At 65.6% G+C, this 25,777-nt stretch carries 21 protein-coding genes and 1 pseudogene; 17 read left to right on the top strand and 5 right to left on the bottom strand.

Annotated features, from left to right (window positions below; translation table 11 throughout):
* The first annotated feature begins 91 nt into the window (after positions 1 to 91).
* From FHY19_RS12185 to FHY19_RS12165, 5 genes and pseudogenes are all read left to right on the top strand, one after another.
* Positions 92 to 1,188, top strand: a pseudogene (locus tag FHY19_RS12185) (sulfate ABC transporter substrate-binding protein).
* Between the two features lie 2 nt (positions 1,189 to 1,190).
* A complete protein-coding gene (cysT, locus tag FHY19_RS12180; protein ID WP_104611254.1) occupies positions 1,191 to 2,048 on the top strand; it encodes a sulfate ABC transporter permease subunit CysT in 858 nt (285 codons plus the stop codon).
* Positions 2,045 to 2,998: a sulfate ABC transporter permease subunit CysW gene (gene cysW, locus FHY19_RS12175; RefSeq protein ID WP_259152830.1), complete on the top strand. Its 954-nt coding sequence runs from the start codon at positions 2,045 to 2,047 to the stop codon at positions 2,996 to 2,998. Before cysT ends, cysW begins: the two co-directional genes overlap by 4 nt.
* 7 nt (positions 2,999 to 3,005) lie before the next feature.
* Complete coding sequence (locus tag FHY19_RS12170; protein WP_259166310.1) at positions 3,006 to 4,037, top strand: sulfate/molybdate ABC transporter ATP-binding protein; 1,032 nt, start codon at positions 3,006 to 3,008, stop codon at positions 4,035 to 4,037.
* Positions 4,038 to 4,328: 291 nt separating this feature from the next.
* Entirely contained in the window at positions 4,329 to 5,042 is a 714-nt protein-coding gene (locus FHY19_RS12165) for a TorF family putative porin (protein WP_259152832.1), read from the top strand.
* Between the two features lie 137 nt (positions 5,043 to 5,179).
* On the opposite strand, the gene tdh is transcribed toward FHY19_RS12165, so the two are convergent.
* Positions 5,180 to 6,214: an L-threonine 3-dehydrogenase gene (gene tdh / locus FHY19_RS12160; protein ID WP_259152833.1), complete on the bottom strand. Its 1,035-nt coding sequence runs from the start codon at positions 6,212 to 6,214 to the stop codon at positions 5,180 to 5,182.
* A gap of 301 nt (positions 6,215 to 6,515) precedes the next feature.
* Between tdh and FHY19_RS12155 the strand changes: the two genes are divergently transcribed.
* A complete protein-coding gene (locus FHY19_RS12155) occupies positions 6,516 to 6,803 on the top strand; it encodes a hypothetical protein (RefSeq protein WP_259166307.1) in 288 nt (95 codons plus the stop codon).
* A 156-nt stretch (positions 6,804 to 6,959) separates the two neighbouring features.
* Here FHY19_RS12155 and FHY19_RS12150 read toward each other — a convergent pair whose 3' ends face one another.
* Complete coding sequence (locus FHY19_RS12150; protein ID WP_259166305.1) at positions 6,960 to 9,281, bottom strand: TonB-dependent receptor; 2,322 nt, start codon at positions 9,279 to 9,281, stop codon at positions 6,960 to 6,962.
* 194 nt (positions 9,282 to 9,475) lie between these two features.
* Between FHY19_RS12150 and FHY19_RS12145 the strand changes: the two genes are divergently transcribed.
* The 11 genes from FHY19_RS12145 to FHY19_RS12095 all read left to right on the top strand — a co-directional run bounded on the left by FHY19_RS12145 (position 9,476) and on the right by FHY19_RS12095 (position 22,532).
* A complete protein-coding gene (locus FHY19_RS12145) occupies positions 9,476 to 11,557 on the top strand; it encodes a phospholipase C, phosphocholine-specific (RefSeq protein WP_259166303.1) in 2,082 nt (693 codons plus the stop codon).
* 373 nt (positions 11,558 to 11,930) lie between these two features.
* Positions 11,931 to 12,575, top strand: a complete 645-nt coding sequence (locus FHY19_RS12140) for a histidine phosphatase family protein (protein ID WP_005993981.1) — start codon at positions 11,931 to 11,933, stop codon at positions 12,573 to 12,575.
* Between the two features lie 209 nt (positions 12,576 to 12,784).
* Positions 12,785 to 13,333: a hypothetical protein gene (locus tag FHY19_RS12135; RefSeq protein ID WP_259166302.1), complete on the top strand. Its 549-nt coding sequence runs from the start codon at positions 12,785 to 12,787 to the stop codon at positions 13,331 to 13,333.
* 231 nt (positions 13,334 to 13,564) lie between these two features.
* Positions 13,565 to 14,848 carry a bifunctional tetrahydrofolate synthase/dihydrofolate synthase gene (folC, locus tag FHY19_RS12130; protein ID WP_259166301.1) on the top strand — a complete coding sequence of 428 codons (1,284 nt, stop codon included), beginning with the start codon at positions 13,565 to 13,567 and terminating at the stop codon, positions 14,846 to 14,848.
* Positions 14,849 to 14,915: 67 nt separating this feature from the next.
* The gene (locus FHY19_RS12125) at positions 14,916 to 16,001 is read left to right on the top strand and encodes an SPOR domain-containing protein (protein WP_259166299.1); all 1,086 of its coding nucleotides are present in this window, start codon (positions 14,916 to 14,918) and stop codon (positions 15,999 to 16,001) included.
* Positions 16,002 to 16,225: 224 nt separating this feature from the next.
* Positions 16,226 to 16,972 carry a CvpA family protein gene (locus tag FHY19_RS12120; protein WP_259166297.1) on the top strand — a complete coding sequence of 249 codons (747 nt, stop codon included), beginning with the start codon at positions 16,226 to 16,228 and terminating at the stop codon, positions 16,970 to 16,972.
* 30 nt (positions 16,973 to 17,002) lie between these two features.
* Complete coding sequence (gene purF / locus FHY19_RS12115; RefSeq protein ID WP_016902228.1) at positions 17,003 to 18,469, top strand: amidophosphoribosyltransferase; 1,467 nt, start codon at positions 17,003 to 17,005, stop codon at positions 18,467 to 18,469.
* Between the two features lie 28 nt (positions 18,470 to 18,497).
* Positions 18,498 to 19,037, top strand: coding sequence for a hypothetical protein (locus tag FHY19_RS12110; RefSeq protein WP_259166296.1), 540 nt, complete (start codon positions 18,498 to 18,500; stop codon positions 19,035 to 19,037).
* Positions 19,038 to 19,039: 2 nt separating this feature from the next.
* A complete protein-coding gene (locus tag FHY19_RS12105) occupies positions 19,040 to 19,840 on the top strand; it encodes a ferritin-like domain-containing protein (protein ID WP_259166294.1) in 801 nt (266 codons plus the stop codon).
* An 881-nt stretch (positions 19,841 to 20,721) separates the two neighbouring features.
* Positions 20,722 to 21,975: a zinc-dependent metalloprotease gene (locus tag FHY19_RS12100; RefSeq protein WP_259152850.1), complete on the top strand. Its 1,254-nt coding sequence runs from the start codon at positions 20,722 to 20,724 to the stop codon at positions 21,973 to 21,975.
* 137 nt (positions 21,976 to 22,112) lie between these two features.
* Positions 22,113 to 22,532 carry a hypothetical protein gene (locus FHY19_RS12095; protein WP_259166293.1) on the top strand — a complete coding sequence of 140 codons (420 nt, stop codon included), beginning with the start codon at positions 22,113 to 22,115 and terminating at the stop codon, positions 22,530 to 22,532.
* Between the two features lie 417 nt (positions 22,533 to 22,949).
* Here the strand turns inward: FHY19_RS12095 and lpxH are convergent, their stop codons facing one another.
* The 3 genes from lpxH to FHY19_RS12080 all read right to left on the bottom strand — a co-directional run bounded on the left by lpxH (position 22,950) and on the right by FHY19_RS12080 (position 25,546).
* Complete coding sequence (gene lpxH, locus FHY19_RS12090) at positions 22,950 to 23,693, bottom strand: UDP-2,3-diacylglucosamine diphosphatase (RefSeq protein ID WP_259166292.1); 744 nt, start codon at positions 23,691 to 23,693, stop codon at positions 22,950 to 22,952.
* Between the two features lie 193 nt (positions 23,694 to 23,886).
* Complete coding sequence (locus tag FHY19_RS12085) at positions 23,887 to 24,429, bottom strand: phosphatase PAP2 family protein (protein WP_046963210.1); 543 nt, start codon at positions 24,427 to 24,429, stop codon at positions 23,887 to 23,889.
* A complete protein-coding gene (locus FHY19_RS12080) occupies positions 24,410 to 25,546 on the bottom strand; it encodes a glycosyltransferase family 1 protein (protein ID WP_259166289.1) in 1,137 nt (378 codons plus the stop codon). Before FHY19_RS12080 ends, FHY19_RS12085 begins: the two co-directional genes overlap by 20 nt.
* Positions 25,547 to 25,777: the final 231 nt, after the last annotated feature.

Raw genomic sequence — 25,777 nt, 5'->3', positions numbered from 1 at the left:
GCGGTCGCTGTGGCAAAGAAAGAAGCGCAATGTTAACGATCACAATGGCATACCACTACGTCATGCAAAATCGGCATAAGCGGCGGCGCTGATGTCATTTCACCGCCCGCGTGCCGCTGCGCAGCATGGCATGCTTGCTGTTCAGCTGCGCCCACCGGCCAGGAGATCGTTGTGACATACCCCCATATCCGTCTTGCTTCCCTGCTTTGCACCCTGCTGGCCCTGGCCGGCCCGGCAGGTGCGCGCGACATCGGGCTGCTCAACGTGAGCTACGACCCCACCCGCGAGTTCTACCGCGATTACAACACCGCCTTTGCGGCGCAGTGGAAGCAGCAGCACCCGCAAGACACGGTCAGCGTGGAGACGTCGCATGGCGGCTCCGGCAAGCAGGCGCGCGCGGTGATCGACGGGATCGAAGCGGACGTGGTGACGCTGGCGCTGGCCTACGACGTGGATGCCATCGCGCAGAAGGCCAAGCTGATCGATACCGATTGGGAGAAGCGCCTGCCTGACAACAGCGCGCCGTATACCTCCACGATCGTGTTCCTGGTGCGCAAGGGCAACCCGAAGAACATCCACGATTGGCCGGACCTGCTGCGCTCGGGGGTGTCGGTGGTGACCCCCAATCCCAAGACGTCCGGTGGCGCGCGCTGGAACTATCTGGCCGCCTGGGCCTACGCCGACCACATCTTCAAAGGTGATCGTGAGCGCATCGTGCGCTACATGCAGGCGTTGTTCCGCAATGTGCCGGTGCTGGATACCGGTGCGCGCGGCGCCACCACGACCTTCGTGCAGCGCGGGATCGGCGATGTGCTGCTGGCCTGGGAAAACGAGGCGCTGCTGGCGCGCGAGGAGCTGGGCAAGGACAAGTTCGAGATCGTGGTGCCCAAGCTGTCGATCCTGGCCGAGCCGTCTGTGGCGCTGGTCGACAAGAATGTTGACAAGCACGGCACGCGCGATGTGGCCGAGGCCTATCTGCGCTATCTGTACGCGCCGGAAGGGCAGAAGCTGGCGGCCAAGCATTTCTATCGTCCGCGGCACCCGGAATTCGCCGACCCGGCGGACCTGGCCCGCTTCCCGGACATCAAGCTGGTGACCATCCAGCAGGCGTTCGGCTCCTGGGACAAGGCGCAGCAGGAACATTTTGCCGACGGCGGCCTGTTCGACCAGATCCAGGCCAAGAAGTAGGCATGCAGACGTCGGTTGCACGCCCAGCGTCGCCATCGCGCCGACGCGTGATGCCGGGGTTGGGCCTGAGTCTGGGTATCACCCTGACCTGGCTGGGATTGATCGTGCTGATCCCGCTGCTGGGGATTTTCATCAAGACCAGCGGCCTGGGCTGGGAGGGCTTGTGGAAGGTCTGGAGCGAGCCGCGCGTGCTGTCGGCGCTGCGGGTGAGCTTCGGCACCGCGTTTGCGGCCGGCGCCTTCAATGCAGTGATGGGCACCTGGGTGGCGTGGGTGTTTGTGCGTTACAGCTTTCCGGGCAAGCGCCTGTTCGATGCGGTGATCGACCTGCCGTTCGCGCTGCCGACCGCAGTGGCCGGCATCGCGCTGACCGCGCTGTACGGCGGCAACGGCTGGGTCGGGCGCTGGCTGGAGGCGATCGGCATCAAGGTGGCCTACACCCAGCTGGGCATCGTGCTGGCGCTGGTGTTCGTCGGCCTGCCGTTCGTGGTGCGGGTGGTGCAGCCGGTGCTGGCCGAGAGCGAGCGTGAGCTGGAAGCCGCTGCCGCCACGCTGGGCGCCTCGCGCTGGCAGACGGTATGGCGGGTGGTGCTGCCGGGGCTGTGGCCGGCGGTGCTGACCGGCTTTGCGCTGGCCTTCGCGCGTGGCGTGGGCGAGTACGGCTCGGTGATCTTCATCGCCGGCAACCTGCCCAATTCCACCGAGATCGCACCGCTGCTGATCACCATCCGGCTGGAAGAGTTCGACTACGCCGGTGCCACCGCCATTGCAGCGGCAATGCTGTTGCTGTCGTTCGTGATCCTGTTGCTGGTCAATACGCTGCAGGCACGCCTGTTGCGCTATCAACGGAGGCCCGCATGAGCGATGCTGTTTCATCGCTGCCTTCCATGTTGCAGACCCGCACGATGACCGAGCAGGCGCGCCGCATCACCGATTCGGCCACCAACGAGCCGCGCTGGGTGCAGTGGCTGATGATTCTGGGGGCGCTGGTCTTTCTGCTGGCGTTCCTGCTGCTGCCGCTGGTGCTGGTGTTTGCCGAAGCGCTGCGCGGCGGTTGGGAGACGTTTCTGCGTGCAGTGGTCGACCCGGATGCCTTGTCGGCGATCAAGCTGACGTTGCTGGTGACGGCGATCGTGTTGCCGTTGAATCTGATCTTCGGCGTTGCCGCTGCGTGGGCCATCAGCAAACACCGGTTCTGGGGCAAACGCCTGCTGGTCAGCCTGATCGACCTGCCATTCTCGGTCTCGCCGGTGGTGGCAGGCTTGATCTTCGTGCTGATCTTCGGCCGCAGTGGCTGGGCCTGGCCGTTGATCGACGAGGGGTGGCGGGTGCAGTTGCCGGCGCTGGGCGAGATGGTGATCCAGCTGCCGCGGATCGTGTTCGCGCTGCCGGGCATCGTGCTGGCGACGACCTTCGTCACCTTCCCGTTCATTGCGCGCGAGTTGATGCCACTGATGGAGCAGCAGGGCAGCGACGAAGAGCTGGCCGCGCTGAGCCTGGGTGCGAACGGCTGGCAGATGTTCTGGCGCGTGACCTTGCCCAATATCCGCTGGGGCCTGCTGTATGGCGTGCTGCTGTGCGCGGCGCGCGCGATGGGCGAGTTCGGCGCGGTGTCGGTGGTGTCCGGGCATATCCGCGGGCGCACCAATACGTTGCCGCTGCATGTGGAAATTCTCTACAACGAATACGCCTACAGCGCCGCGTTCGCGTGCGCCTCGCTGCTGGCATTGACCGCGCTGCTGACGCTGGCGCTGAAGACGTATCTGGAATGGCGGCACGGCGATTCGCTGGCTGCCAACCACCGCCATTGAGGTGACCATGGGCATCCGCATCCACCGCCTGCGCAAGCAGTTCGACACGTTCACCGCGCTGGACGACATCACCCTGGATGTGCGTCAGGGCGAGTTGCTGGCCTTGCTGGGGCCGTCCGGTTCGGGCAAGACCACGCTGCTGCGGATCATGGCCGGGTTGGAGCATGCCGATGGCGGGCAGGTGCTGTTCGGCGACGAAGATGCCACGCGCATGAGCGTGCAGTCGCGCCGGGTCGGCTTCGTGTTCCAGCACTACGCGTTGTTCAAGCATATGGACGTGTTCGAGAACATCGCCTTCGGGTTGCGGGTGCGGCGCGGTAACGAGCGTTGGGCTGAAGCGCGCATCCGCGCGCGGGTGGAAGAGCTGCTGGCGTTGGTGCAATTGCAGGGCCTGGAGCAACGCTATCCCACCCAGCTATCGGGTGGGCAGCGGCAGCGTGTGGCGCTGGCGCGTGCGTTGGCGATCGAGCCGCGCGTGCTGCTGCTGGACGAGCCGTTCGGCGCACTGGATGCGCAGGTGCGCCGCGATCTGCGCCGCTGGTTGCGCGCGCTGCACGAGCAGACCGGGTTGACCACGGTGTTCGTGACCCATGACCAGGAAGAAGCGCTGGAATTGGCCGACCGCGTCGCCATCCTCAACCGCGGCCGCATCGAGCAACTCGATACCCCGGCAATGATCTACGACAAACCGGCCTCGCCGTTCGTGTATTCGTTCGTGGGGGCGGTGAACCGCATCCCGGGCGTGCTGGCGCAGGGGCAGATCCAGGTGGCAGGCCACGCGTTGCCGGCAGCCAACGCCGCACTGGCTGCCGGCCCGGTCGAGGTCTACGTGCGTCCGGAAGATCTGGTACCCGACGACACCGGCTGGCCGGCCACGGTGGCCTGGTCGCAACGCAGCGGGGCGCGCCTGCGCCTGCGCGCCACGCTGCAGCCGGCCGGCAACGAGGTGGAGGTGGAACTGCCGGCCTCGGCAGGAAGCTTCGAGACCGGCCAGCAGCTGCGCCTGGCAGCACGCCACTACGGCGTCTTCCCGGCCTGATGCAGCCGGATGGGCGGGCACGCCCTGCATCTGGAGAGGCGATCGGTAGTGAAGATTCGCCAGTGGTGGCGTCCTGCTGTGGCTGTTGCGGATCCCCAATCCCCGATCCCCGCCATCAAGATTCGGCCCAGGCGGTCGATGAGACGAAGATCTGACCAGCGCATCGGCCTTGCGGATGTGCGCTCGATCAAGCGAGCGCGGCATTTATGTTGCGCTGCAATGACAGTTGGACTAAGAAGTCTGTGCAGTCCTCGCTCGCCAACCGACCGCCCATCGTTTCAGGAGATGCCCATGAAGCTTTCCCCGCTCGCTAGTTGTCTGTCGTTGCTGCTGTTGGGTGTGGTGCCGCTTGCACAGGCGCAGGACGAACAGCCCGCCTCGGCACTCAGCGGTACCTTTGCGGTGACCAGCGATTACCTGTTCCGCGGTATCTCGCAGACCAACGAAGAACCCGCGTTCCAGGCCGGGCTGACCTACAAGTTGCCGTATGGCTTCTACGTCGGTACCTGGACCTCCAATGTGGATTACGGCGCCGGCGATCCGGATTGGGAAGTGGACGGCTTTGTCGGCTACAACACCGACCTGAGCGCCAACTTCAATCTCGATGTGATGGTGAACCGCTACCAGTACCTGGGCGCCGGTGCCTCCAACTACGCCGAGCTGATCACCAAGACCACGTTCCTGAAGACCTACAGCCTGACCCTTGCCTACACCAACGATCTGTACGGCACCGAGACCGACGGGTACTACTACGCGCTGGACGCCAACTGGGCGTTGCCGCATGACTTCACCGTTGGCGCGCATGCCGGGCACAGCATCTACACCTCGGCGCTAAGCCAGGTGGACCACGACTACAACGACTTCGGCGTGAATGTGGGCAAGACCTTCGGCCCGTTGGGTCTGACCGTGGGCTACTACGACACCAGCGAAGCGGCCGAGTTCGGCTTCGGGCGGCAGAATTCGCAGAACCATCTGGTGGCCACCGCAACCGTCACCTGGCCGTGAGTGCGATGCGCTAGGCGTTTGGCTGGCGCATGCGTGGCGGGCGACGGCTGCCATGCATGACGCAGCTGCATGACATCGAACACGCGACATGCAAAAGGCGCCCTGGGGCGCCTTTTGCGTTTCTCACCGCGGGCCGATCAATTCCAGCTCAACACGACCTTGCCGGCCTTGCCTTCTTCCATCAGGTCGAAGCCTTTCTGGAAGTCGTCGATCGGCAGTTGATGCGTCAGCACTTTTTGCAGCGGGAAACCGGACAGCACCAGCTGGGTCATCTTGTACCAGGTCTCGTACATCTTGCGGCCGTAGATGCCTTGCACGGTGAGGCCCTTGAAGATGATCTTGTCCCAGTCGCAGCCGGCGCCACGCGGCATGATGCCGAGCATGGCGATCTTGCCGCCGTGGTACATGCAGTCGAGCATGTCGTTGAACGCGCGCGGGTTGCCGCTCATCTCCAGGCCCACGTCGAAGCCTTCCATGTGCAGGTCCTTCATCACGTCCTTCAACGAAGTATTGGATACGTTGACCACGCGCGTGGCGCCCATGTCGGCGGCCAGCTTGAGGCGGAAGTCGTTGACGTCGGTGACCACCACGTTGCGCGCACCGATGTGCTTGCAGATGCCGGCGGCAATGATGCCGATCGGGCCGGCGCCGGTGATCAGCACGTCTTCGCCGATGACATCGAACTCCAGCGCGCAGTGCGCGGCGTTGCCGTAGGGGTCGAAGAATGCCGCCAGCTCCGAAGGAATCTGGTCCGGGATCGGCCACAGGTTGGAGGCCGGCATCACCATGTATTCGGCAAAGGCGCCGTTGACGTTGACGCCGATGCCGACCGTATTGGGGCACAGGTGCGGGCGGCCGCCACGGCAGTTGCGGCAATGGCCGCAGACGATATGGCCCTCGGCCGAGACGCGTTGGCCGACCTGGTAGCCGGTCACCGCGGAACCGAGCTCGGCCACGCGGCCGACGAACTCATGACCGATGGTCAGGCCAGGGGTGATGGTGCGCTGGCTCCACTCGTCCCACAGGTAGATGTGCAGGTCGGTGCCGCAGATGGCGGTCTTTTCCAGCTTGATCAGCACCTCGTTGGGGCCGGGCGTGGGCACGGGAACCTGCTCCAGCCAGATGCCTTTGTTTGCTTCGCGCTTGACCAGCGCCTTCATCGTCTGCGCCATCTGGCGGGGCCTGCTGAGTGAAAGATAAGCCGGCGATTATATGCGGGGTGAGGCCGGTGCCATGTGGCGGTGCAAGAACAACGATCTGCGTTGGTGCGTGCAGTCCGGGTGGGGAGCGACGGTAGCGCTGGGTTGGTTGGCGGACAGCATGCGTCTGATGCCAGGCGGGTGCCCCATCCGCCCTTCGGGCAGTCCCGCGCAGGCGGGGAAGGGCAGGGACTTCGAGAAACAGGCAGGCCAGCAAGCAGGGAAGCCGCCACGCAGGGAAGGCAGAAGAAACGGCAGGGCGGACAGAAAGCGGATGAAACCTGAAGGCGGCTACGCCGAACGAGCCGAACGAGCCGAACAAGCCGAGCAAGCCGAACAAGCCGAACAAGCCGAACAAGCCGAACAAGCCGAACAAGCCGGACAAGCCGAGCAAGCCGAGCAAGCCGAGCAAGCCGAGCAAGCCGAACAAGCCGAACAAGCCGAACAAGCCGAACAAGCTGAGCAAGCCGAGCAAGCCGAGCAAGCCGAGCAAGCCGAGCAAGCCGAGCAAGCCGAGCAAGCCGAGCAAGCCGAGCAAGCCGAGCAAGCCGAACCGAGTTGAACCGAGCCTAGCCGAGCCGAGCGAACGTACAGTCTCGGGAAAGGGTGCCACAGGCCGGCTCACGGCGCCGGGGCACCGTCGGCATGCCTTCTCCCGCGCGCGGGAGAAGGTGGCGCGTAGCGCCGGATGAGGGCGCCTTGCGCTGGTGCAGAGCGCTTAAAAATTCACGTCCAGACTCATGAAGTACTGGCGTGGCGCACCCACCACCATGGTCTGGTTGTAGCCGTCCGGATCGGAGGCGACGTAACCGTTGGTGCCGGTGCTGGCAAAGTAGCGCTTGTCGGTGAGGTTGGTGATGTTCAGGGCCAGGGCGATATCCGCCACGCCGCCCACGCGACCGAAGTCGTAGCGCGCCCCGGCGTTGAACAGCCAGTACGAAGGCACCTGCGAATCGTTGAGGAAGGTGATGTAGCGCTTGTCCACGTACTTGCCGTCCAGGTCCAGGCGCAGGTTGCCCAACTGGTAGCTGGCGCTGGAAGAGAACATCAACGCGGGAATGCCCACCACGTCCTTGCCCGAGGTCGCGACCACGCCGTTGTTGAGGTAATCGTCCTGATAACGCGAGCGGTTCCACGACAGCGAGTTCAACCAGCTCAGGCCTTCGGTCGGGCGCCACATCAGCGCCAGATCCGCGCCGGCGCTATGCACTGCGCCGACATTGCTCAGGATCGAGGCGCAGGTCTGCACCGCGGTGCACGGCGAGGTGGTCAGCAGGCGGTTGGAGAACTTGGTGAAGTAGGCATCGGCCGAGAGCTGGAATTGCTCGTCCTGCATGCGGTACCCCATTTGCACGGTTTGCGACTCTTCCGGCTCCAGCGTGGAGCGGCTGCGATCGAACGCGGCCTGCGAGGTGGCGAACGGGGTGAACCCGAAGGCGGCGATGTTCTTGCTGTAGGACGCATAGACGTCCTGGCGTTCGTCGAGTTTGTAGTTCACGCCCACTTGCGGCAGGAAGCCGTCTTCGGCGCGGATGCGGCCTTGCGCCAGCGACGTGGTGGGCACCAGCGACTGCGCGCGCGTGGTGGTGTTGAGCGCCTTTGCGCCGTAGTTCAACGTCAGCCGGTCATCGAGCAGGCGCACGGTGTCCTGCACGTAGAGCATGCGGGTCTGGGTGGTGTAACGCTGCAGGAAATCGCGGCGAAACGGCGTCTGCGCTTCGTACACGTTGTACAGCGAGGTGTAGCCCTCATTGCCCAGCGCGAAGTAATTGCGCCCTTGCGTGGTGCGTGCATTCTCGGCCCACACGCCGGCTTCCAGATCGTGATTGCCCCACGACCACTTCAGTGCGCTGGTGCCGCCGAAACGGTCCAGGCCATAGTCGGTGGTGCGCATCGACAGCGGGATCTGCGCCGAGGTGACGACATACGGCGTCACCCATTGCCCTTCGCCGCGATTGGCGTGGTAATAGCCTGCGGCATCCAGGGTTGCACCGCCGAACACGAACGTGCCCGACAGGCCTGCAAGATTGTCGCGGCGCAGGCCGCCGCCGGCGTAATAACTGGCATCGAGCCAGCTGTAATCGCTGGGCAGCCCGGCCAGCGATTGCGGGTAGCCGTTGGCCACACCGCTGGTCGCGCCGGTGGTCTGGTAGGCGCGCGCCATCTGTACGGCGGTGGCCCAATCCGGTTGCAGGTAGTCGTAGTCCCAACCCAGTGCGCGCTGGCTGGTCAACGACAGGTCCATATAGTCGTATTCCTTGCGCCGCGAGGTATCCAGGAACAGGCTCAGGCGATTGCCCTCGCCCCATTGGTAGACGGTCTTGAGGTTGGCCTGTTCGGATTGCTGATCGCCGAAGCCTTTCCACTTGTCGGTGGTGGCATTGGCGTAGGACAGATAGGCCGACAAGCCATTGCGATCGCCGGTATCGGCGCGCACGAAGGTGCGTCGCGTGGCATCGCTGCCCACCGTCTGCACCAGCCGCGCGCCGGGCGTGGTCTGCGGATCGGCGGAGTAGAACTGCATGGTGCCGCCGAGGTTGGTGTTGGATGCGGTGCCGAGCGCGCCGGCGCCTTGTGCGATCTCCACCGAGCCGAGGTTTTCGGAAATGATGGCGCGGGTGATGTGCAGGCCGTTGGTGACGCCGTAGCTCATGTTGCCCAAGGGAATGCCATCGAGTGTGTAGCCCAGGCGGCTCTGGTCGAAGCCATGCAAGGTGACCTGCGTGGACCACTCGTAGGTGCCGAACGGATCGGCGGACTGGAATTGCACGCCGGGCAGTTTTTCCACCGCCTTGAAGGCACTGCTGCCCGGCGTCAGCTGTTCGATGTCCTGCCGGCTGATCCGCTGCACCTGCCGTGTGCTGCCTTGCGAGACGACATTGATCGCATCCAGCTGGGTCGCGTTGCCCGCGGCATCGGCAGGCGTCACCGGTGCATCGGCTGCGCTGGCGACGGGTTCTGCGGCGTGCGCGATGACGGGGAGCAGCGCGGCGAGGGCGAGGGCCAGTGGCGTGACATGGAAACGACGGGCGGAAGTCATGGGGGAGTCCTATTCGAGCACGGCTGAGGGCGGACGCACGGTGCAAGACCGGCGTTTCGCGACGCAGGGTGTCAAGGGCTCATGAAACATTGATGACGGTGGCTGTCGCAAAACTGTCGCGCAGGCCCGCTATACGTAACGTGTGCGGCCGCCGTGCGCGCTGCACGTCACCGACCTTTGCAGGATCTTTCGTCATGACGTCATCTTCTTCGCGCCGCGACTTCCTCAAGCGCGTCGCTGCGCTCACCGCTGCCGGGGCATTGCCGTCGTCGATCGGTCGCGCGCTGGTATTGCCGGCCAATGCGCGTACCGGCACGCTGCGCGATATGGAACACGTGGTGATCCTGATGCAGGAAAACCGTTCGTTCGACCATTACTTCGGCGCGTTGCGTGGTGTGCGCGGGTTCGGCGATCCGCATGCGCTGCAGTTGCGCGACGGCCAGCCGGTGTGGAGTCAGCCGGCGGCCGATGGACGACGGCTGCTGCCGTTTGCGTTCGATACGCAAACCACGAGCGCACCATTGATCAAAAGCCTGGATCATTCGTGGAAAGCCGGCCACGGGCAGGATCCGACGCGCTGGGCCGAATACGACGCGTGGGTGCCGTACAAGGGCGAGCTGACGATGGGGTACTTCCAACGTCAGGACATTCCGTACTACCACGCGCTCGCCGATGCGTTCACCATCTGCGACGGCTACTTCTGCTCGATGCACGGGCCGACCAATCCCAATCGCATGTATCTGTTCACCGGCACCAGCGGTCTGAGCGTGGGCGACACCCGTGCGCAGGTGGCCAGCAACGCCGATGACGGCAACTGGACCGCCGACATGGCGCGCGACAAACCCGGCTATGCGGCGATGGGCTGGACCACCTACGCACAGCGTCTGCAGACGGCCGGCATCGATTGGCGGGTGTATCAGGAATACGACAACTTCGGCTGCAACTCGTTGGCGTATTTTGCGCACTACCGCGGGCTGGACACAGCTGACGAACGTTATCGCCGCGCGCGTGCCTGTGTCCCCGGATCCACCGCGGACAACGCCGCCAGCACGCAGGCCGATCACCTGATCGCCGCAATCGCTGCCGACGTGCAGGGCAATCGCCTGCCGCAGGTGTCGTGGGTCATTCCGCCGACTGCCTATTGCGAACACCCCGAAGCGCCGCCGGCCTACGGCGAGTCGCTGGTGTCGCGGTTGATCGATGCGCTGACCTCCAATCCGGACGTCTGGGCGAAGACGGCCTTGATCATCAACTACGACGAGAATGACGGCTTTTTCGATCATGTGCCGGCGCCGCTGCCGGCGTTGGACCCGCGCATGGGCCGCAGCAATGTCGATGTGCGCGGCGAGGCCTACAACGGCGTGCCGGTGGGCCTGGGCATCCGCGTGCCGATGCTGGTGATTTCGCCATGGACGCGCGGCGGCTGGGTCAATTCGCAGGTGTTCGATCACACCTCGGTGCTGCGCTTGCTGGAACGTCGCTTCGGTGTGGCCGAGCCGAATATCAGCCCGTGGCGTCGTGCGGTCAGTGGCGATCTCACTAGCGTGTTCGATTTCCGCAAGCCCGACGATTCGGCGCTGAGCGCACTGCCGTCCATCGACGACTACCGCACACGCACGGCGGCGGCACGCGACAAACCATTGCCTGTGCCGCCGACCAAGGCCGTCATGCCGCGACAGGAGCCCGGCCAACGTCCGGCGCGTGCGTTGCCGTATGCCTTGCAGGTGCACGCGCGCGCGCAAGGTGATGGCGCGCTGCAGTTGCAGTTCGTCAACACCGGCACGGCTGCGGCTGCATTCAACGTCTACACCAGTGCTCCCACTGGCGGGCCGTGGTACTACACGGTATTACCTGGTACCCGGCTCGATGACGTTCCGGTGGGTGCCGCGCACGACGGCGCGTATGGGTTGCGCGTGCACGGGCCGAACGGATTCCTGCGCGAATTTGCCGGCGAGCTGGCGACCACGCCGCAAGCAGCGGTAGCGCCGTGGGTCGAAGCGCGTCAGGATGGCGGCACGCTGGTGCTGGAGATCGGTAACGCGGGGCGACGGCCCTGCACCTTGCACCTGCGTGCGCTGGACCACGCAGATCCTGCCCCGCGCGCGCTGCAGCTTTCCGCAGGTCAGCGCCAGGTGCTGCATCTGCCGCTGGCCGCCAGCGACCACTGGTACGACGTGGTGGTGGAGCAACCGGGCGGCGCGTTCCGGCGGCGTCTGGCCGGTCACCTGGAGACCGGCAGCCCCAGCCGCAGCGACCCGGCGCTCGGTCGCGCCTGAGCACGCCGGATTCATTGGGCGACGGCTGGATCGGCGCGGTGTTGCGACCGTATCGCGTCGCGCACAGCGCACAAGAATTGCGCGGTGTGCGCGGCAGTGCGGTTCTCTGCGCGCGGCGGTCACCCAGGGTGCCGAGCTCCATGTTGCCGGCAGCATGCCGGCCTCGACACGTCGCCAAGTTCCTGCGATCGGCAGTGCGGTGCTTCAGCGCCGGAGGCCAGCCGGGGGCGCTGAAGCAGGGCATCGCAGGCACGCAGCGCGGTCGGAAGAGCAGGGCGTGCGCGCAAGCGCAGAGGGAACGGGTGGGAGCGGTTATGATGCGGTCCGGTTTCGCCGCGGCGTGCCGGCCCCTCCCCCAAGGAACTCTCAGCGCATGCGCATCCTGCTTGCTCGTCACGGCGAGACGCCGTGGAACGCCGAAGGCCGTTACCAGGGCCAGATCGATATTCCGCTGTCGCCGGTGGGCGAAGGCCAGGCACGCGCGTTGGGCGAGCGGCTGCAGGCGTTGCAGATCACCCGTGCGGTCGCCTCGCCGCTGTCGCGCGCGCAGGCCACAGCCAAGGCTGCGTTGGGCGCATCGCGCGAAAGCTTGCTGCAGACCGATCCGGACCTGCAGGAAATCGCCCATGGCGAGTGGGAAGGCCTGCTGGCCAGCGAGATCAACGACAAGGACCCCGCGCGCCTGCGCGCCTGGCGCGAAGAGCCCGATACCGTGCTGATGCCGGGCGGCGAATCGCTGCGGCAGGTGCTGGACCGCAGCTGGCGCGGCCTGGCGCGCGCCGCCGACGGCCTGGGCGCCGACGACACCTTGCTGGTGGTCGCGCACGACGCGGTCAACCGCGTGATCCTGTGCAAGATCCTCGGCCTGCCGCTGTCCAAGCTGTGGAGCTTCCGCCAGGCCCCGACCACGCTCAACCTGCTCGAAGGCGACGATGTCGATCACCTGGAAGTGGTGCGCCTCAACGACTGCGCGCATCACACCCCGTTTTTTGGCGAAGCCAAGCATCGGGCACTGTAGCCTTGGTGGTGGCGTGTTGCGCTCAGGAATAACTCTTATAGCTTTCACGCTGCCAACATTCAGGTGCTCGAGATGGGTTTCCATGCATTGCTGCTTGCAATCCAGGCGTCCTCTTTAAATTTGCACGTTTGAAGAGGGGTGTCTGGTCTCGGTCTTCAGCGTTTGTTGGCCGCTGCGCAGCATGCGCATACGTCTGAGGGATCAGTTCGGTGAAAACAAAGCTGTTCGCTTTGATGAAGGTTGCCTCTATCTTCGTGATGCTTGGGCTTATTCCGCCGAGCTTGTTCGCCACATTTATCCCCGTCGAGTTCCTTCAGGGGCGCTATTGGAAGTGGCCGGCCTTGGTGATGGGTATCGCGCTAACGGTGCTGCTGCGTAGGCGTAACCGTCGCTTAGGTCGACCAACAGACATGGATGGTGGCGGGCACGTCCTTAAAGTCTTTATGTTCCTCGGGATGCCGGTAATGATGGGCTTTCTCTCCTGGTTGTTTCTGGCAAAAGCCATCCCTTGGGGGGTGACATTGCTGGTGGGGACGACGTTCGAGGAGGCATATCTCATGCAGACCTACCATCAGTCGAAAAGCGATTTTTGCGAATATCAATTGCGCGGTGGTCCGATTGATCATGCGTTTCCAGATCATCTTTGCATCAAGGAGGAGCTGTACATCCGCTACCCAGAGCAGCAGATCGCGGTAACCTTGAAAGGGCAACGCTCGGTCTTGGGTGCGCGGGTCACTGAGATCTACGGGCCGCAATGAGTGGTCGAATGCCTGGCTTTTCTGGCAAGTGGTGTCTCCAACATGGACCGTCGCCGGTAAGTTTAAATAGCCGTCAAAGGTCACGCGACGCATATCGCCTGTGCGAATTGATGACGCGCCCTGCCGTGCATCGGTCTGACCAAGCATTCGCGAGGCATCAAGCGCCAACGTGGCGTGCGATGCGCACGCGCAAATGGCGATAATGTGCCCCTACTCTGCGCAGCCCTCCCCATGAACGCAACGAACTCTCTCTCCGACTGGCTCGCCTATATCGAGCAGCAGCATCCGCAGAACATCGCCATGGGCCTGGAGCGCGTGCGCGAGGTCGCTGCGCGGTTGCAGATTGAAGCGCCGGCCAAACATGTCGTCGTCGTAGGCGGGACCAACGGCAAAGGCTCCACCGTGGCCTTTATCGAGGCGATCGGGCGGGCGGCCGGCTGGAAGGTGGGCACCTACACCTCGCCGCATCTGCTGCGCTACAACGAGCGCGTGCGTATCGATGGCAGCGAGGCCAGCGACGTGCAACTGGTGGATGCATTCGCAGCCGTCGAAGTGGCGCGCGGCCAGACCGCACTGACCTATTTCGAGTACGGCACACTGGCCGCGTTGTGGCTGTTGCAGTGCTCCGGTCTGGATCTGGCGGTGCTGGAGATCGGCCTGGGCGGTCGCCTGGATGCGGTGAACATCATCGATTCGGATGTGGCGGTGATCACCACCGTGGATATCGATCACACCGATTGGCTGGGCGAAGACCGCGAGGCGATCGGCACAGAGAAGGCCGGCATCATTCGTGCCTGGAAACCGGTGGTGCTGGGCGAGATCGACCCGCCGTCGAGCGTGTTGCGGCGTGCTTATCAATTGGGCGCCAACGCGATCCGCGCCGGTAGCGATTATTTCTTCGAGCCGATCGACACACCGCACCCCAACGCGCAGCACTGGCGCTGGCGCGATGTCGCGGTGACCCTGGAGCTTCCGATGCCGGCTCTGCACGCGCCGGTGCAGCTGGCCAATGCGGCCGCGGCGATCGCCGCGCTGCAGGCATTGCCGGTGCAACTGCCCGCTGCTGCCTGGGCGCAGGGCATCACCAACGCCCAGGTGGCCGGGCGCCTGCAGCGCATCGACGTCGATGGCGTGCAGGTGTTGCTGGATGTCGGCCACAACCCGCAGGCCGCGCGCGCGCTGGCCGATGCACTCGGCGCGCAGGCGCATGCCGGCAGCACGCATGCGATCTACGCCGCATTGGGAGACAAGGACGTGCTGGGCGTAGTGGAGGCGGTGGCCGCGCAGATCGACCACTGGACGCTGGCCGGGCTGGAAGGCGTACGTGGGCAGTCGGCCGAGGCCTTGCAGCAGCGCCTGCAGGGCAGCGCTGCGGCGCAGGCGCCGCGCCAGCGCGACGTCGCAAGCGCACTGCGCACGGTACTGGCAGCAGCAAAGCCCGGGGACCGCGTGCTGGTGTTCGGCTCGTTTCATACCGTTGCCGACGCGCTGAACGCACTTCGTTCAGCCCACTAGGGTCGGCGAGGTGGCGCCGGCCTTATAATCGCCGCGGCACCCCGCCACGCCTGTAGCGCTCTTTACTGTGGACACTGCTCTGAAACAGCGACTGATTGGCGCCATCGTTCTGGTGGCGCTTGCCGTGATCTTCCTGCCGATGCTGGTCAAGGGCCCCGCGCCGTCTAGCGGTGTGGCCGATGTGCCGCTGGAGGCGCCTGCCGCGCCCGGCAATGGCGAGTTCGAAACCCGCGAATTGCCGCTGGTCACCCCGGGCAATGCGCCTGCGGGTGGCGCGCTGGGCATGGCCGGTGCCCCCAGCGCGCCGGCCGCGGTGCAGGACAACCCGGACGCCGCCGATCTGGCCAACCCCTCCAGCGCCCCGTCCGCGCCGGAAGTGGCGGCCGGCAACTACGCGGTGAATTTTGGCGCGTATGCCACCAGTACCGATGCCGATGCGGTGATCGCGCGGCTTAAGCAGGCGCAGCTGCCCGGCTTCAGCGAGAAGACCCAGATCAATGGTCGCCCCGCCTGGCGCGTGCGCGTGGGGCCGTATGCCGACCAGGCCCAGGCCGAATCGGCGCGGCTGCAGGCAGTGAAGGTGCGCAGCGACGTCAACGCGCAGGTGGTGACGCTGGACGCCAACGCTTCCGCACCGGCGCCGGTTGCCACGCCGACGCTGACGCCTGCGCCGGCCGCAAAGCCTGGCAGCAGCGTGGCCGCCGCCAGCGCGCCTGCCGCGCCCAAGACCGAGAGCCTGCCACCGGAACCGGCCAAGCCGGTCGCCGCTCCCAAGCCGGCCGAAGCGCCCAAACCGGCCGAAGCGCCCAAACCGGCGCCGGCCAAGCCTGACGTTGCCAAGCTGGAACCGGCCAAGCCAGAGCCGGCAAAACCGGTTGCGGCCGCACCCACCGTGCCGGCGGCTCCTGCCGCAAGCGGTGTCGGGTTTGCGGTGCAGCTGGGCGCGTTCGGCCGCGCCGAAGATGCCAATGCCCTGCGCGACCGCGTGCGCGCTGCCGGCTTCAGCGCCTTCGTCGAACAGGTCCGCACCGACAAGGGCGCACTCAACCGCGTGCGCGTCGGCCCGGTCGCCAATCGTGGCGATGCCGAGCAGTTGCGCGCACAGGTGGCGGCCAAGGTCGGTATTTCCGGCATGGTGCGTCCGCATCCTTAGAGATGTTCTCGACCTGCCGCGCCGCCTGGCGTCTGCGGTAGCGGTGCGAATCGGCGTGAGCCACGCGTCCGGTCCACGTGTTGCAGGCGCCGAAGAGGCGGATGATCAGCGCTGGCGTCTTTCGGACACACCCGCAGTTTCGACAGCTTCACGCCCACGGAGGGGAAGGCAATGATCAGCAAGCCACGTTGGACCGGCGTACGCGCCGCGCGGAGACCTCGCCAATGATCGACATGGTGTTGGGCGTCATCATTCTGGTGTCGGCGCTGTTGGGCCTGCTGCGCGGCTTCGTCGCGATCGTGGTCGGCACCTTGTCGTGGTTGCTGGCGGGCTGGGCTACGTTCCTGTTTGGCGGCTCGGCCGCGCGCTGGCTGGCCGATGGCAAGCATCCGTCGGCCACCGAGTCGTTCGGCGGCTACGCCATGGTGTTTGTCGGCGTGCTGATCAGTGTGGCGGTGATCGGCATGGTCATTCGCGCCGGCGTGGATGCGGTCAAGCTCGGCGGGACCGACCGCATGCTCGGGTTCGGTCTGGGCGTGGTGCGCGGCGGGTTTCTGGCCAGCGTGCTGGTGCTGCTGATGGGCTTCACGCCATTGCCGCGCGAGGCGGCGTGGCGACAATCGGTGCTGCTGCCGATCCTGCAGCCCGGTGCCGGCTGGATGCGAGCGCAACTGCCGGCCTGGCGCATGCCGTCGATGGACATGCCATCCATGGAACTGGGCAACCTGCCCACGGAGTTGGGGAAGTTGCCTTCGACAGGCGATAATGCGGACCTGGGCAAAATGCTGTCCGGGTCCGGACTGAGCGACACCGTGTCGCGGGCGCTCGGCAAACCCGGCAACGCCGCCAGCGACGGACGCAATCCGGCGCAGGCGATGCCGGCCAATATCGATCCGGCGCAGGTTCGCGGCGGAGAAAGCGACCCGGCTCGGGTCGAATCCCAAGGCCAGGCACGGCCACCTTCACAGTAACGGCGCAAGCCGCAGCGGAGAACGCGCACCATGTGTGGCATCGTCGGTATTGTCGGCAACCAAAACGTCGCCGGGCAACTTTATGACGGCCTGACCGTCCTGCAGCATCGTGGGCAGGACGCCGCAGGCATCGCCACCGCAGACGGCACGCGGTTGCGCGTGCAAAAAGCCAATGGCCTGGTACGCGATGTCTTCGACGAGAAAAAGATGGCGGTGCTGGAAGGCCGCGTCGGCATCGCGCATTGCCGCTACCCGACCGCAGGCTCGGAAGGCATGGACGAGGCGCAGCCGTTCTACGTCAATTCGCCCTACGGCATCGCGCTGGCGCACAACGGCAACCTGATCAACACCGAGGCCTTGCGCCAGCAGGTGTTCGAAGCCGACCGCCGCAACATCAACACCGATTCGGACAGCGAAGTGCTGCTGAACGTGTTCGCCTACGAGCTGGATGCGCAGCGCATGCTCACCCCCGAGGCGGCGATCCGCGCGGTGGCCGGCGTGCACCGCCGTTGCAAGGGGGGCTATGCGGTGGTGAGCGTGGTGCTGGGCCTGGGTCTGGTGGCCTTCCGCGACCCGCACGGCATCCGTCCGCTGGTGCTGGGCAAGCGCGAGCACGCCGAAGGCACCGAATACATCGTCTCCTCCGAATCGGCCGCGCTGGACATCCTCGGCTACCAGCGCGTGCGCGACGTGCGTCCCGGCGAGGCGATGGTGATCACCGCGCGCGGCGAGCTGTTTTCAGAAGTCTGCGCGGCGCCGACCGTCAACGCGCCGTGCATCTTCGAGTACGTGTACTTCGCGCGCCCCGATTCGATGATCGACAATATTTCGGTGCACAAGGCGCGTATGCGCATGGGCCTGAAGCTGGGCGAGAAGATCCTGCGCCTGCGCCCGGATCACGATATCGACACCATCATTCCGATCCCGGACACCTCGCGCGACGTGGCGCTGGAAATGTCCAACGTGCTCGGGGTGAAATACCGCGAGGGTTTCGTCAAGAACCGTTACGTGGGCCGCACCTTCATCATGCCGGGGCAGGGCGAGCGGCAGAAGTCGGTGCGCCGCAAGCTCAACCCGATCCACCTGGAATTCCGCAACCGTGTGGTGCTTCTGGTGGACGATTCCATCGTACGCGGCACCACCAGCCGGCAGATCGTGCAGATGGCGCGCGATGCCGGTGCGCGCAAGGTGTACTTGGCCTCGGCCGCGCCGCCGGTGCGTTACCCCAATATCTACGGCATCGACATGCCGGCCGCCGAAGAGCTGATCGCGCATGGCCGCAGCGAGCTGGAAATCCAGGAATTCCTGGGCTGCGACTGGCTGATCTACCAGGACCTGGAAGATCTGGAAGTGGCGGTGCGCGAAGGCAACCCGGACATCCAGCAGTTCGATTCTTCCTGCTTCAACGGCGAGTACATCACCGGCATCGAACCGGGCTATTTCGAACGCATCCAGCAACTGCGCTCGGACGATGCCAAGAAGCGTCGCCGCGCCTGAATTGTCACGGCGCTGCGGCCAGCTGGCCGTGGTAGCCCTGCTGCTGTCGGGCTGCGTCGCCGATGACGCTGCACCAGTCCGCACCGTGGACGATGCGCGCTTGCGCAACGGCCAGGTGCCTGTTGCGCTGAGCACCACCTTGGACATGCAATTGGACTGGCAGCAACAGGCTGCACTGGACCCCGCATTCGCCACGCCCGCAGGCGCGCAGCGGCTGGATCTTGCCGGCGCCACGCGCGTGGGCGAGGCGATTGTGGTGGTGCGGCTGCGCGAGGCGGCAGCTGCAGGCGCACCGCCAGCAGGCCTGGCTGAATGGACGTACGCGGTGGATTGCCGCAGCGACCAGGCGCGCTTGCTCGGCGCCGGAGTCGGCATTGGTGCGGGTGAACCTGGCGCATTGCCATCAGCGGTGCCCGCGCCTGCACAGGCCGATCGTACGCGGCTGTTCGCGCTGGCGTGTGCCAGACGCACCGCTTGCCAGTTGCGGATCAAGGCAAACCCGTGCGAGCGGGTGCGTGCAGCATCGCTGGCAGCACTGGGCCGGCAACCGCTGCGGCAGGCCCGGTGAGCATGGATCTGTTCGATGCCGCACGCGCGTGCCTGGACGCTGCCGACCCGCTGCAAAAGGTCGCGTTGACGCAACAGTGCGCAGCCGCGTTTCGCGAGGGCCGGCTGCTGTTGAACGCGGCCGCTCCTGCACCTGGGCCGATCCGCATGCCCGGTCGGCCAGCCACGCCGGTGCTGGTGCACCCGCGCGAGCTGCCGCGGCGCGGGCTGGGCACGCCGGAAGGGCGCGCTGCCTTCATCCATGCGATTGCGCATATCGAACTCAATGCGATCGATCTGGCCTGGGACGCGGTGTATCGCTTTCGCGGCCTGCCTGATGGCTTCTACGCCGATTGGGTGGCGGTGGCCGACGACGAATCGCGTCACTTCATGCTGCTGCGCGCACGCCTGCAGGCACACGATCGCGACTACGGCGACTTTGCCGCGCACAACGGCTTGTGGGAAATGTGCGAGAAAACCGCGCATGACGGTCTGGCGCGCATGGCGTTGGTGCCGCGGGTGCTGGAAGCGCGCGGCCTGGATGTGACACCGGCGATGATCGTCAAACTGCGTTCGCTCGGCGATGCCGCCACGGCCGAGGTGCTGGAGACGATCCTGCGCGAGGAAGTGGCGCACGTGGCCGCCGGCTCGCGCTGGTACCGCTGGTATTGCGCACAGGCCGGTATCGAACCAAGGGCGCGCTTCAAGGCGTTGTTGCGCGAGTACGCCGGCGGTTATCTGCATGGCCCGTTCAATCTGCAGGCGCGGCTGCTTGCCGGTTTCGACGAAGACGAACTCGCCGATCTGGTGGAGCAGGCCGGCTGAGGGCGTGGTTCGTTGCCGCTGTCATGCAACGGTATACGCATGCGCTGTCGGGCACGGGGCGCAGAGTGATTTAGGTGCGCTTGACGCGATCCGCGCTTCGCAAGCGGCGCTGGTCGAGGCTGCAGTGCCCTCACCAATCGGAAGCTACGCAGCGCATCCATCCCTGCGGTCACCGCGTCCTGCAATCGGTGGGATGCCACACCACGGACTTGGTCGATTGCTCGATTGAAAACCAGGCACACCCACCATCACGACCGGTCCTTGCCCGCCCACCGTCGCGGGCCCTGATGCGGCGTGGACGCATAAGAGTCTGCATGGACGGATTCACCGCGCGTCCCGCGATGGAGGGCAGGTAAGGGCCCTGCAGCTAAAGCACGGATCAAGCGCTTTGCAAGCGCTGAATGCAGCGCAGCTAAGCCTCCCAAGACAGCCAAGAACCTTCTCGTCAGAGCGACTGACAGAACGCCGGGAACAACACGCGGGTTGCTGCCGGCCGCGCGCCCGGAACTGGCATCCGACCTGTCCATGCAATACAGGCCCAGCCAATGACAGCGATGCCCGCCTGATCGACGCGCGTTGGTTGGCGCGCGGTTTTCGGTCTGTCGGTAGACCTGCGGACTTGGTCTGACTTGCGCCGCTGCAACATCGGCGATGCAGCGCGACGCGCGCGTCTCGCCGCCACCCCTTTCGACCGGAACTGTGCGCTACGTCGTCGCGCATGCGGCCGGAATCGCATCCAGTCTTCGGCAAGCATCACAAAAACGTAATTTTCTTTTGTAACAACTTGCATTCGGTACATTCCGGCGCGCCCTAATGGCGTCCCGGGGACAGGGGCCCGGTGTTTCGCACCCATTGCTTCCATGTCTTAGGAGAGAGAGACGATGAAGTCGAAGTCGATGTGCACCACGGTCGGTCTGATCGCCATGTGCCTGGCCGGGTCGGCCGCTGCTGCCGGCAAGCCCCTGTACCAAACCGGCCCGGCGCTCAGCCGCAGCGCCGCGGCAACCGCCACCGCAGAACCCTCGCTGCAACGCCTGTTGAGCGCCCCGTCCACCACCAACGCACAGGTGGTGCAGCTCGATGCCGGCGCGGTGACCGCTGGCGAAAAACTGCTGGAATTGCAGCTGGATGGCCAGACCATCACCGCCACGCAGGCCAAGGTGGATGCGTTGGAGGGCGGCGACAGCGTGTGGTACGGCAACCTCGGCCCGCGCGCGGGCACCCGCGCGCGCACCTTGTCCGGCGTGGACCCGTTGAACTCGGCCATCCTGGTGCGCAGCGGCGAGACCGTCACCGGCACCATCCGCTACGCCGGCAAGCTGTATCGCCTGCGTCCGTTGGCCGATGGCCGCCATGTGCTGGTGCAGGTCGACGAGCAGCGTATGCCGCAGGAACATCCGGCCGAATACAGCCTGCTGCCCAGGTTCGACATGCCCGGCGACGGGCGCGTGACCGCAGCGGCCGCCTCATCCGGCAGCCCGGCCACCATCCGCGTGCTGGTCGTGGCCACCAACAAGGCGGTAACCGCGTACGGCGGCAACATGCAGTCGCTGGTGCAGCTGGCGGTGGCCGAAGCCAACCAGGGCTACATCAACAGCAATGTCGGCATCACCCTGCAGCTGGCGCGCTACGAGACCACCAGCTACACCGAAACCGGCAACTTCACCACCGACCTGCAGCGCTTCCGCGTAACCAACGACGGTTACATGGACAGCATCCACACCAGCCGCAACACCTACACCGCAGACGTGGGCGTGATCGTGCTGGACAACAGCAGCTACTGCGGGCTGGCCTCGGGCATCGGCTCCACGGCCGCGAGCGCCTTCGCGTCGGTGTACTGGGACTGCGCGACCGGCTACTACAGCTTTGCGCATGAAATCGGCCATCTGCAAAGCGCCCGCCACGATGCCACCAACGACCCGAGCACCTCGCCGTACGCTTATGGTCACGGCTATCGCTACGGCAACAGCTGGCGCACCATCATGGCCTACGATTGCACCAGCGGCTGCCCGCGGCTGAACTACTGGTCCAACCCCAACATCAGCTACAACGGCGTGCCCATGGGCAATGCCAGCACCGCCGACAATCAGCGCGTGCTCGTCAACACCAAGGCCACCATCGCCGGCTTCCGCTGATCGGTGTGCGATTGCGATGGCCCGGCACCGAGCGGTGTCGGGCCATTGCGCGAGTGCGCTACACCCAGGCGCGATGATCGCGCAGACTAGACGCACCGCCGGCGCCTGCCGGCCACGTCCTGTCGAGCGGAGCACTCATGTCCACGTCCCCGCGTTATGCGCTGCTGTGCCTGGTCGCGCTGGCAGTTGCCGGATGCAAACAGCAACCTGCCGAGCCCACCGCCACCCCACCCAAGCCCGCGGTTGCCGTGCCGGCGCCCGCCACCGAAAACGCTGCCCAGGCGCGCGCGCTGCAGTTGCTCGAAACACGGCTGCAAACCGACAAGGTCTACCCGGACAACTGCATCAGCATCATGGCCGAACAGGACGATCCGCCAACCCCGGACGCGTTTGAGTTTGCCGTGCGCGAACGCCATGGCGACGGCTGCCCAGGCGACCCGCAGACCAGCCCGGTGCGCGATCGCTTCCGCGTCCAGGCAGATGGCACGCTGTTCTGGTACGACGTGGTCAATGCGGATTTTGTCGACTACGCCGAGCGTGCGCGCAGCGTTCAATGACACGCTGTAGCGACTTGGCCAGCCGGGACTGCGCGCAGGCGTCTGGTTGCCGGCGAGCGCTGCCACTGCGTATTTGCGCATCCGGACGCGATGTTGGTAGCGGCATCCGTTGCCGATGAAGGTTGCACTTTAGGGACTTTCAGCAGCGCGACTGATCGATGTATCCGATGCCGGACGGATTGGGTGCGGCACCCGAATCGAGGGTGCAACGCGCGCGCTGCGCCGTGTTGAGCGCGCGTTTCATCGGCTGGACTGGACGAGGTGCTCGCTGTCTTCAGCGGCACGCCGTCGTGCGTGCGAAGCAGTGGCCGCACCTGGCCTGCGATGCGAAGCGCAGCCGCCACATTCGCGCAACCGGCGGCAACGGACTCACCGCAGCGCAATCCCCGCATGCGGGGGCGGCTGCGGCTGCCGGATCTAGAGTGGCAACTGCTCCAACGCAACGCCATCGGCATCCACCCGCAGCACCGAGCCTTGCTCGTACCAGTCGCCCAGCACGATGCGCGTGCAGGTGTTGCCACCGGCTTGCAGGGTATGGATTGCGGGGCGATGGGTATGGCCGTGGATCATGCGATCCAGGCCGTAACGCACGAAGGTCGCTTCCACTTCGGCCTGCGACACGTCGGTGACGGTTTCGAGCTGCGCCTGGTCGCCCTGCTTGAGTTCGGCGTAGCGGGCCTGACTTGCCGCACGCGCCTGCTGCGCGAAGGCCACGCGGGCGGCCAGCGGCTGCGACAGAAACTGCGCCTGAAACACCGGGTCGCGGGTCTGCGCACGGAATGCCTGATAGGCGGTGTCGTCGGTGCACAGCAGGTCGCCGTGCAGCAGCAGCGTCGTATGGCCGTAGAGATCGATCACGGTGGGGTCGGGCAGAATGCGCAAGCCGGCGCGCTGCGCGTAGGCATCGCCCACCAGGAAGTCGCGGTTGCCCGGCATGAAGAAGACTGGGGCGCCGGCATCGGCCACCGCATGCAATGCCACCGCGACCTCATCCGCAGCGGTGGACGGGGTGTCATCGCCGATCCAGGCTTCGAACAGGTCCCCAAGGATGTACAGCGCATCGCTCCCGGGCACCTGCGTGCGCAGGAAATCCAGAAACAGCGCGGTGATCGCCGGCCGGGCCGGATCCAGATGCAGGTCGGAAATGAACAGTGTCGTCATCGCGCCATTGTACGTCCGGACCGCCGGATGGCGAGGCGTGGTAGCTGCGATTGCGTGAGCGGGCAAGCAACGCATCGCAGCGGTATGCACCTGCGCAGGCACCCGGCCCGAGTCCCGGTCTGTTGCGCAATAACGATGAGGAAACCGGGCCAGGCCTACGCGAGCTCGCGCGGCGCGGTGCTGCCGCAAACCTCTACCCGATCAGTGCCGGCAGCCCCCACAACGACAGACTCGCCAGCGCGACGCCGATCGCCGTGGCGGCCAGCACGTCGCTGGGGTAATGCAATCCAAGCACGACGCGCGATAGCGCCACGCATGCCGAAAATGGCACCAGCAGCGGGGCGAGCCACGGGTAGTAGGCCAGCGCCACGATGCTGAAGGACACCGCATGCAAGGTGTGGCCGGAGGGAAAACTGAACTCGTCCAGCGGCGCCACCCAGGCGCGGATGCGCACGTCGGCGGCGTAGGGACGCGGGCGGCGGGTCCAGCGCTTGAGTGCCTTGTACAGCGTCAAGGCGAGCACGCCGGTGGCGGCCATGTGCGCCGAGGCGCGAACGCCACCCATGCCGTCGAGCAGCACCAGCAGGCCCATCAGGCTGTACCAGAACACACCATCGCCCAGGCGGCTGATGGTGGCGAATGTGCGGCGCACCGTGTGTCGGCGGCACCAATGGTTGGCGCGTCGGCACCAGCGCGCTTCATGACCGCGCAAGACCTCAAGCCGCGTTGACGACATAACGCCCCCGTGCCGCAGTGATGCCCAGCAACAAGGCATCGAAGTCGGATACCACATTGTCCGGATGCAGTTTTTTCATCGCCTGCGCCGCCGCCGCACCCAAGCGCTGGCGTAGCGCGTCGTCCTGGGTGAGTGCGACGGCTGCCTGGATGAAAGCCGCGTCGTTGTCCACCGCCGCGCCGGTCTGGCCATTGCGCAGGTATTCGCGCGCGGCACCGTAGTCGAAGGCGACCGTCGCCACACCGCTGGCCATCGCTTCCAGGGTCACGTTGCCGAAGGTTTCGCTGCGGCTGGGGAACAGGAACAGGTCGCCGCTGGCGAAGTGGCGCGCCAGGGCCTCGCCGCGCTGGACGCCGCAGAAGATGAAGTCGGGATTGTCGTGTGCGATCTTTTCGCGCGCCGGGCCATCGCCGACCCACACAAAGCGCGCCTTCGGGCGGACCTGCTGCAGCCTGCGAAATGCCTGCACTGCCAAGGGCAGATTTTTTTCGTTGGCGATCCGTCCGACATAGATCGCTGCGAAGCCTTCGCCTTCGATACCCCACCCGGCGCGCAAGGCATGATCGCGGCGGCCAGGATCGAACTGCTGGCTGTCCACAGCGCGCGCCAGCAATTGCACACGCTCGAACCCGTCCTGGCGCAGCAACTGTTGCAGTTCGCGCGTCGGCACCAGGGTGGCGTCGGCCTGATTATGAAAACGCCGCATCCAGCGCAGCGCGGTGCCCTGCAGCCAGGCGGCGCCGTAGTCCGGCAGGTATTCGTCGAAACGCGTGTGGAAGCCGGAGGCGACCGGAATGCCCAGCCGGCGTGCCGCACGCATCGCCGACCAGCCCAACGGGCCTTCCGTGGCCACGTAGATCGCATCCGGTAGCGTCGTTCGCCAATGACGGATCAGCCGCTGGGTCGCTGGCAACCCGAATTTCAGCCCCGGGTAGCGCGGCAGCGACGCGCCACGCACCAGCAATGCATCGGATGGGGCGGTGTCGCAGCCCTGGCGTGGACGCACCACATCCACCTGATGCCCACGCGCGCGCAGGCCGGTTTCCAGGCCGTGGACCGTCAGCGCAACACCGTTGACCTCGGGGGGATAGGTTTCGGTAACGATCGCGTAGCGCATGCCCGTTCTCCGGTTTTCGCTAGCTTCCGGCAGGGCGATGGCATCGATGTTGCGCCCATAAGTCGCGGCGGTGACAGTGGAGCCGGGAATGGGGAATGGGGAATGGGGAATGGGGAATGGGGAATGGGGAATGGGGAATCGCAAAGGCAGCGTGCTGCACTCGTTCAGCGCAATCGCCACCAGTCAGAACTTCTCAAAGCCCCGTGGTCGACTATTCCCGATTCCTGATTC

The organism is Xanthomonas sp. 4461 (genome assembly GCF_024806475.1).
GTDB lineage: Bacteria > Pseudomonadota > Gammaproteobacteria > Xanthomonadales > Xanthomonadaceae > Xanthomonas > Xanthomonas arboricola_F.
The sequence above is the reverse complement of the archived record's forward strand: the minus strand, read 5'-3'. Positions and strand labels throughout refer to the sequence as shown.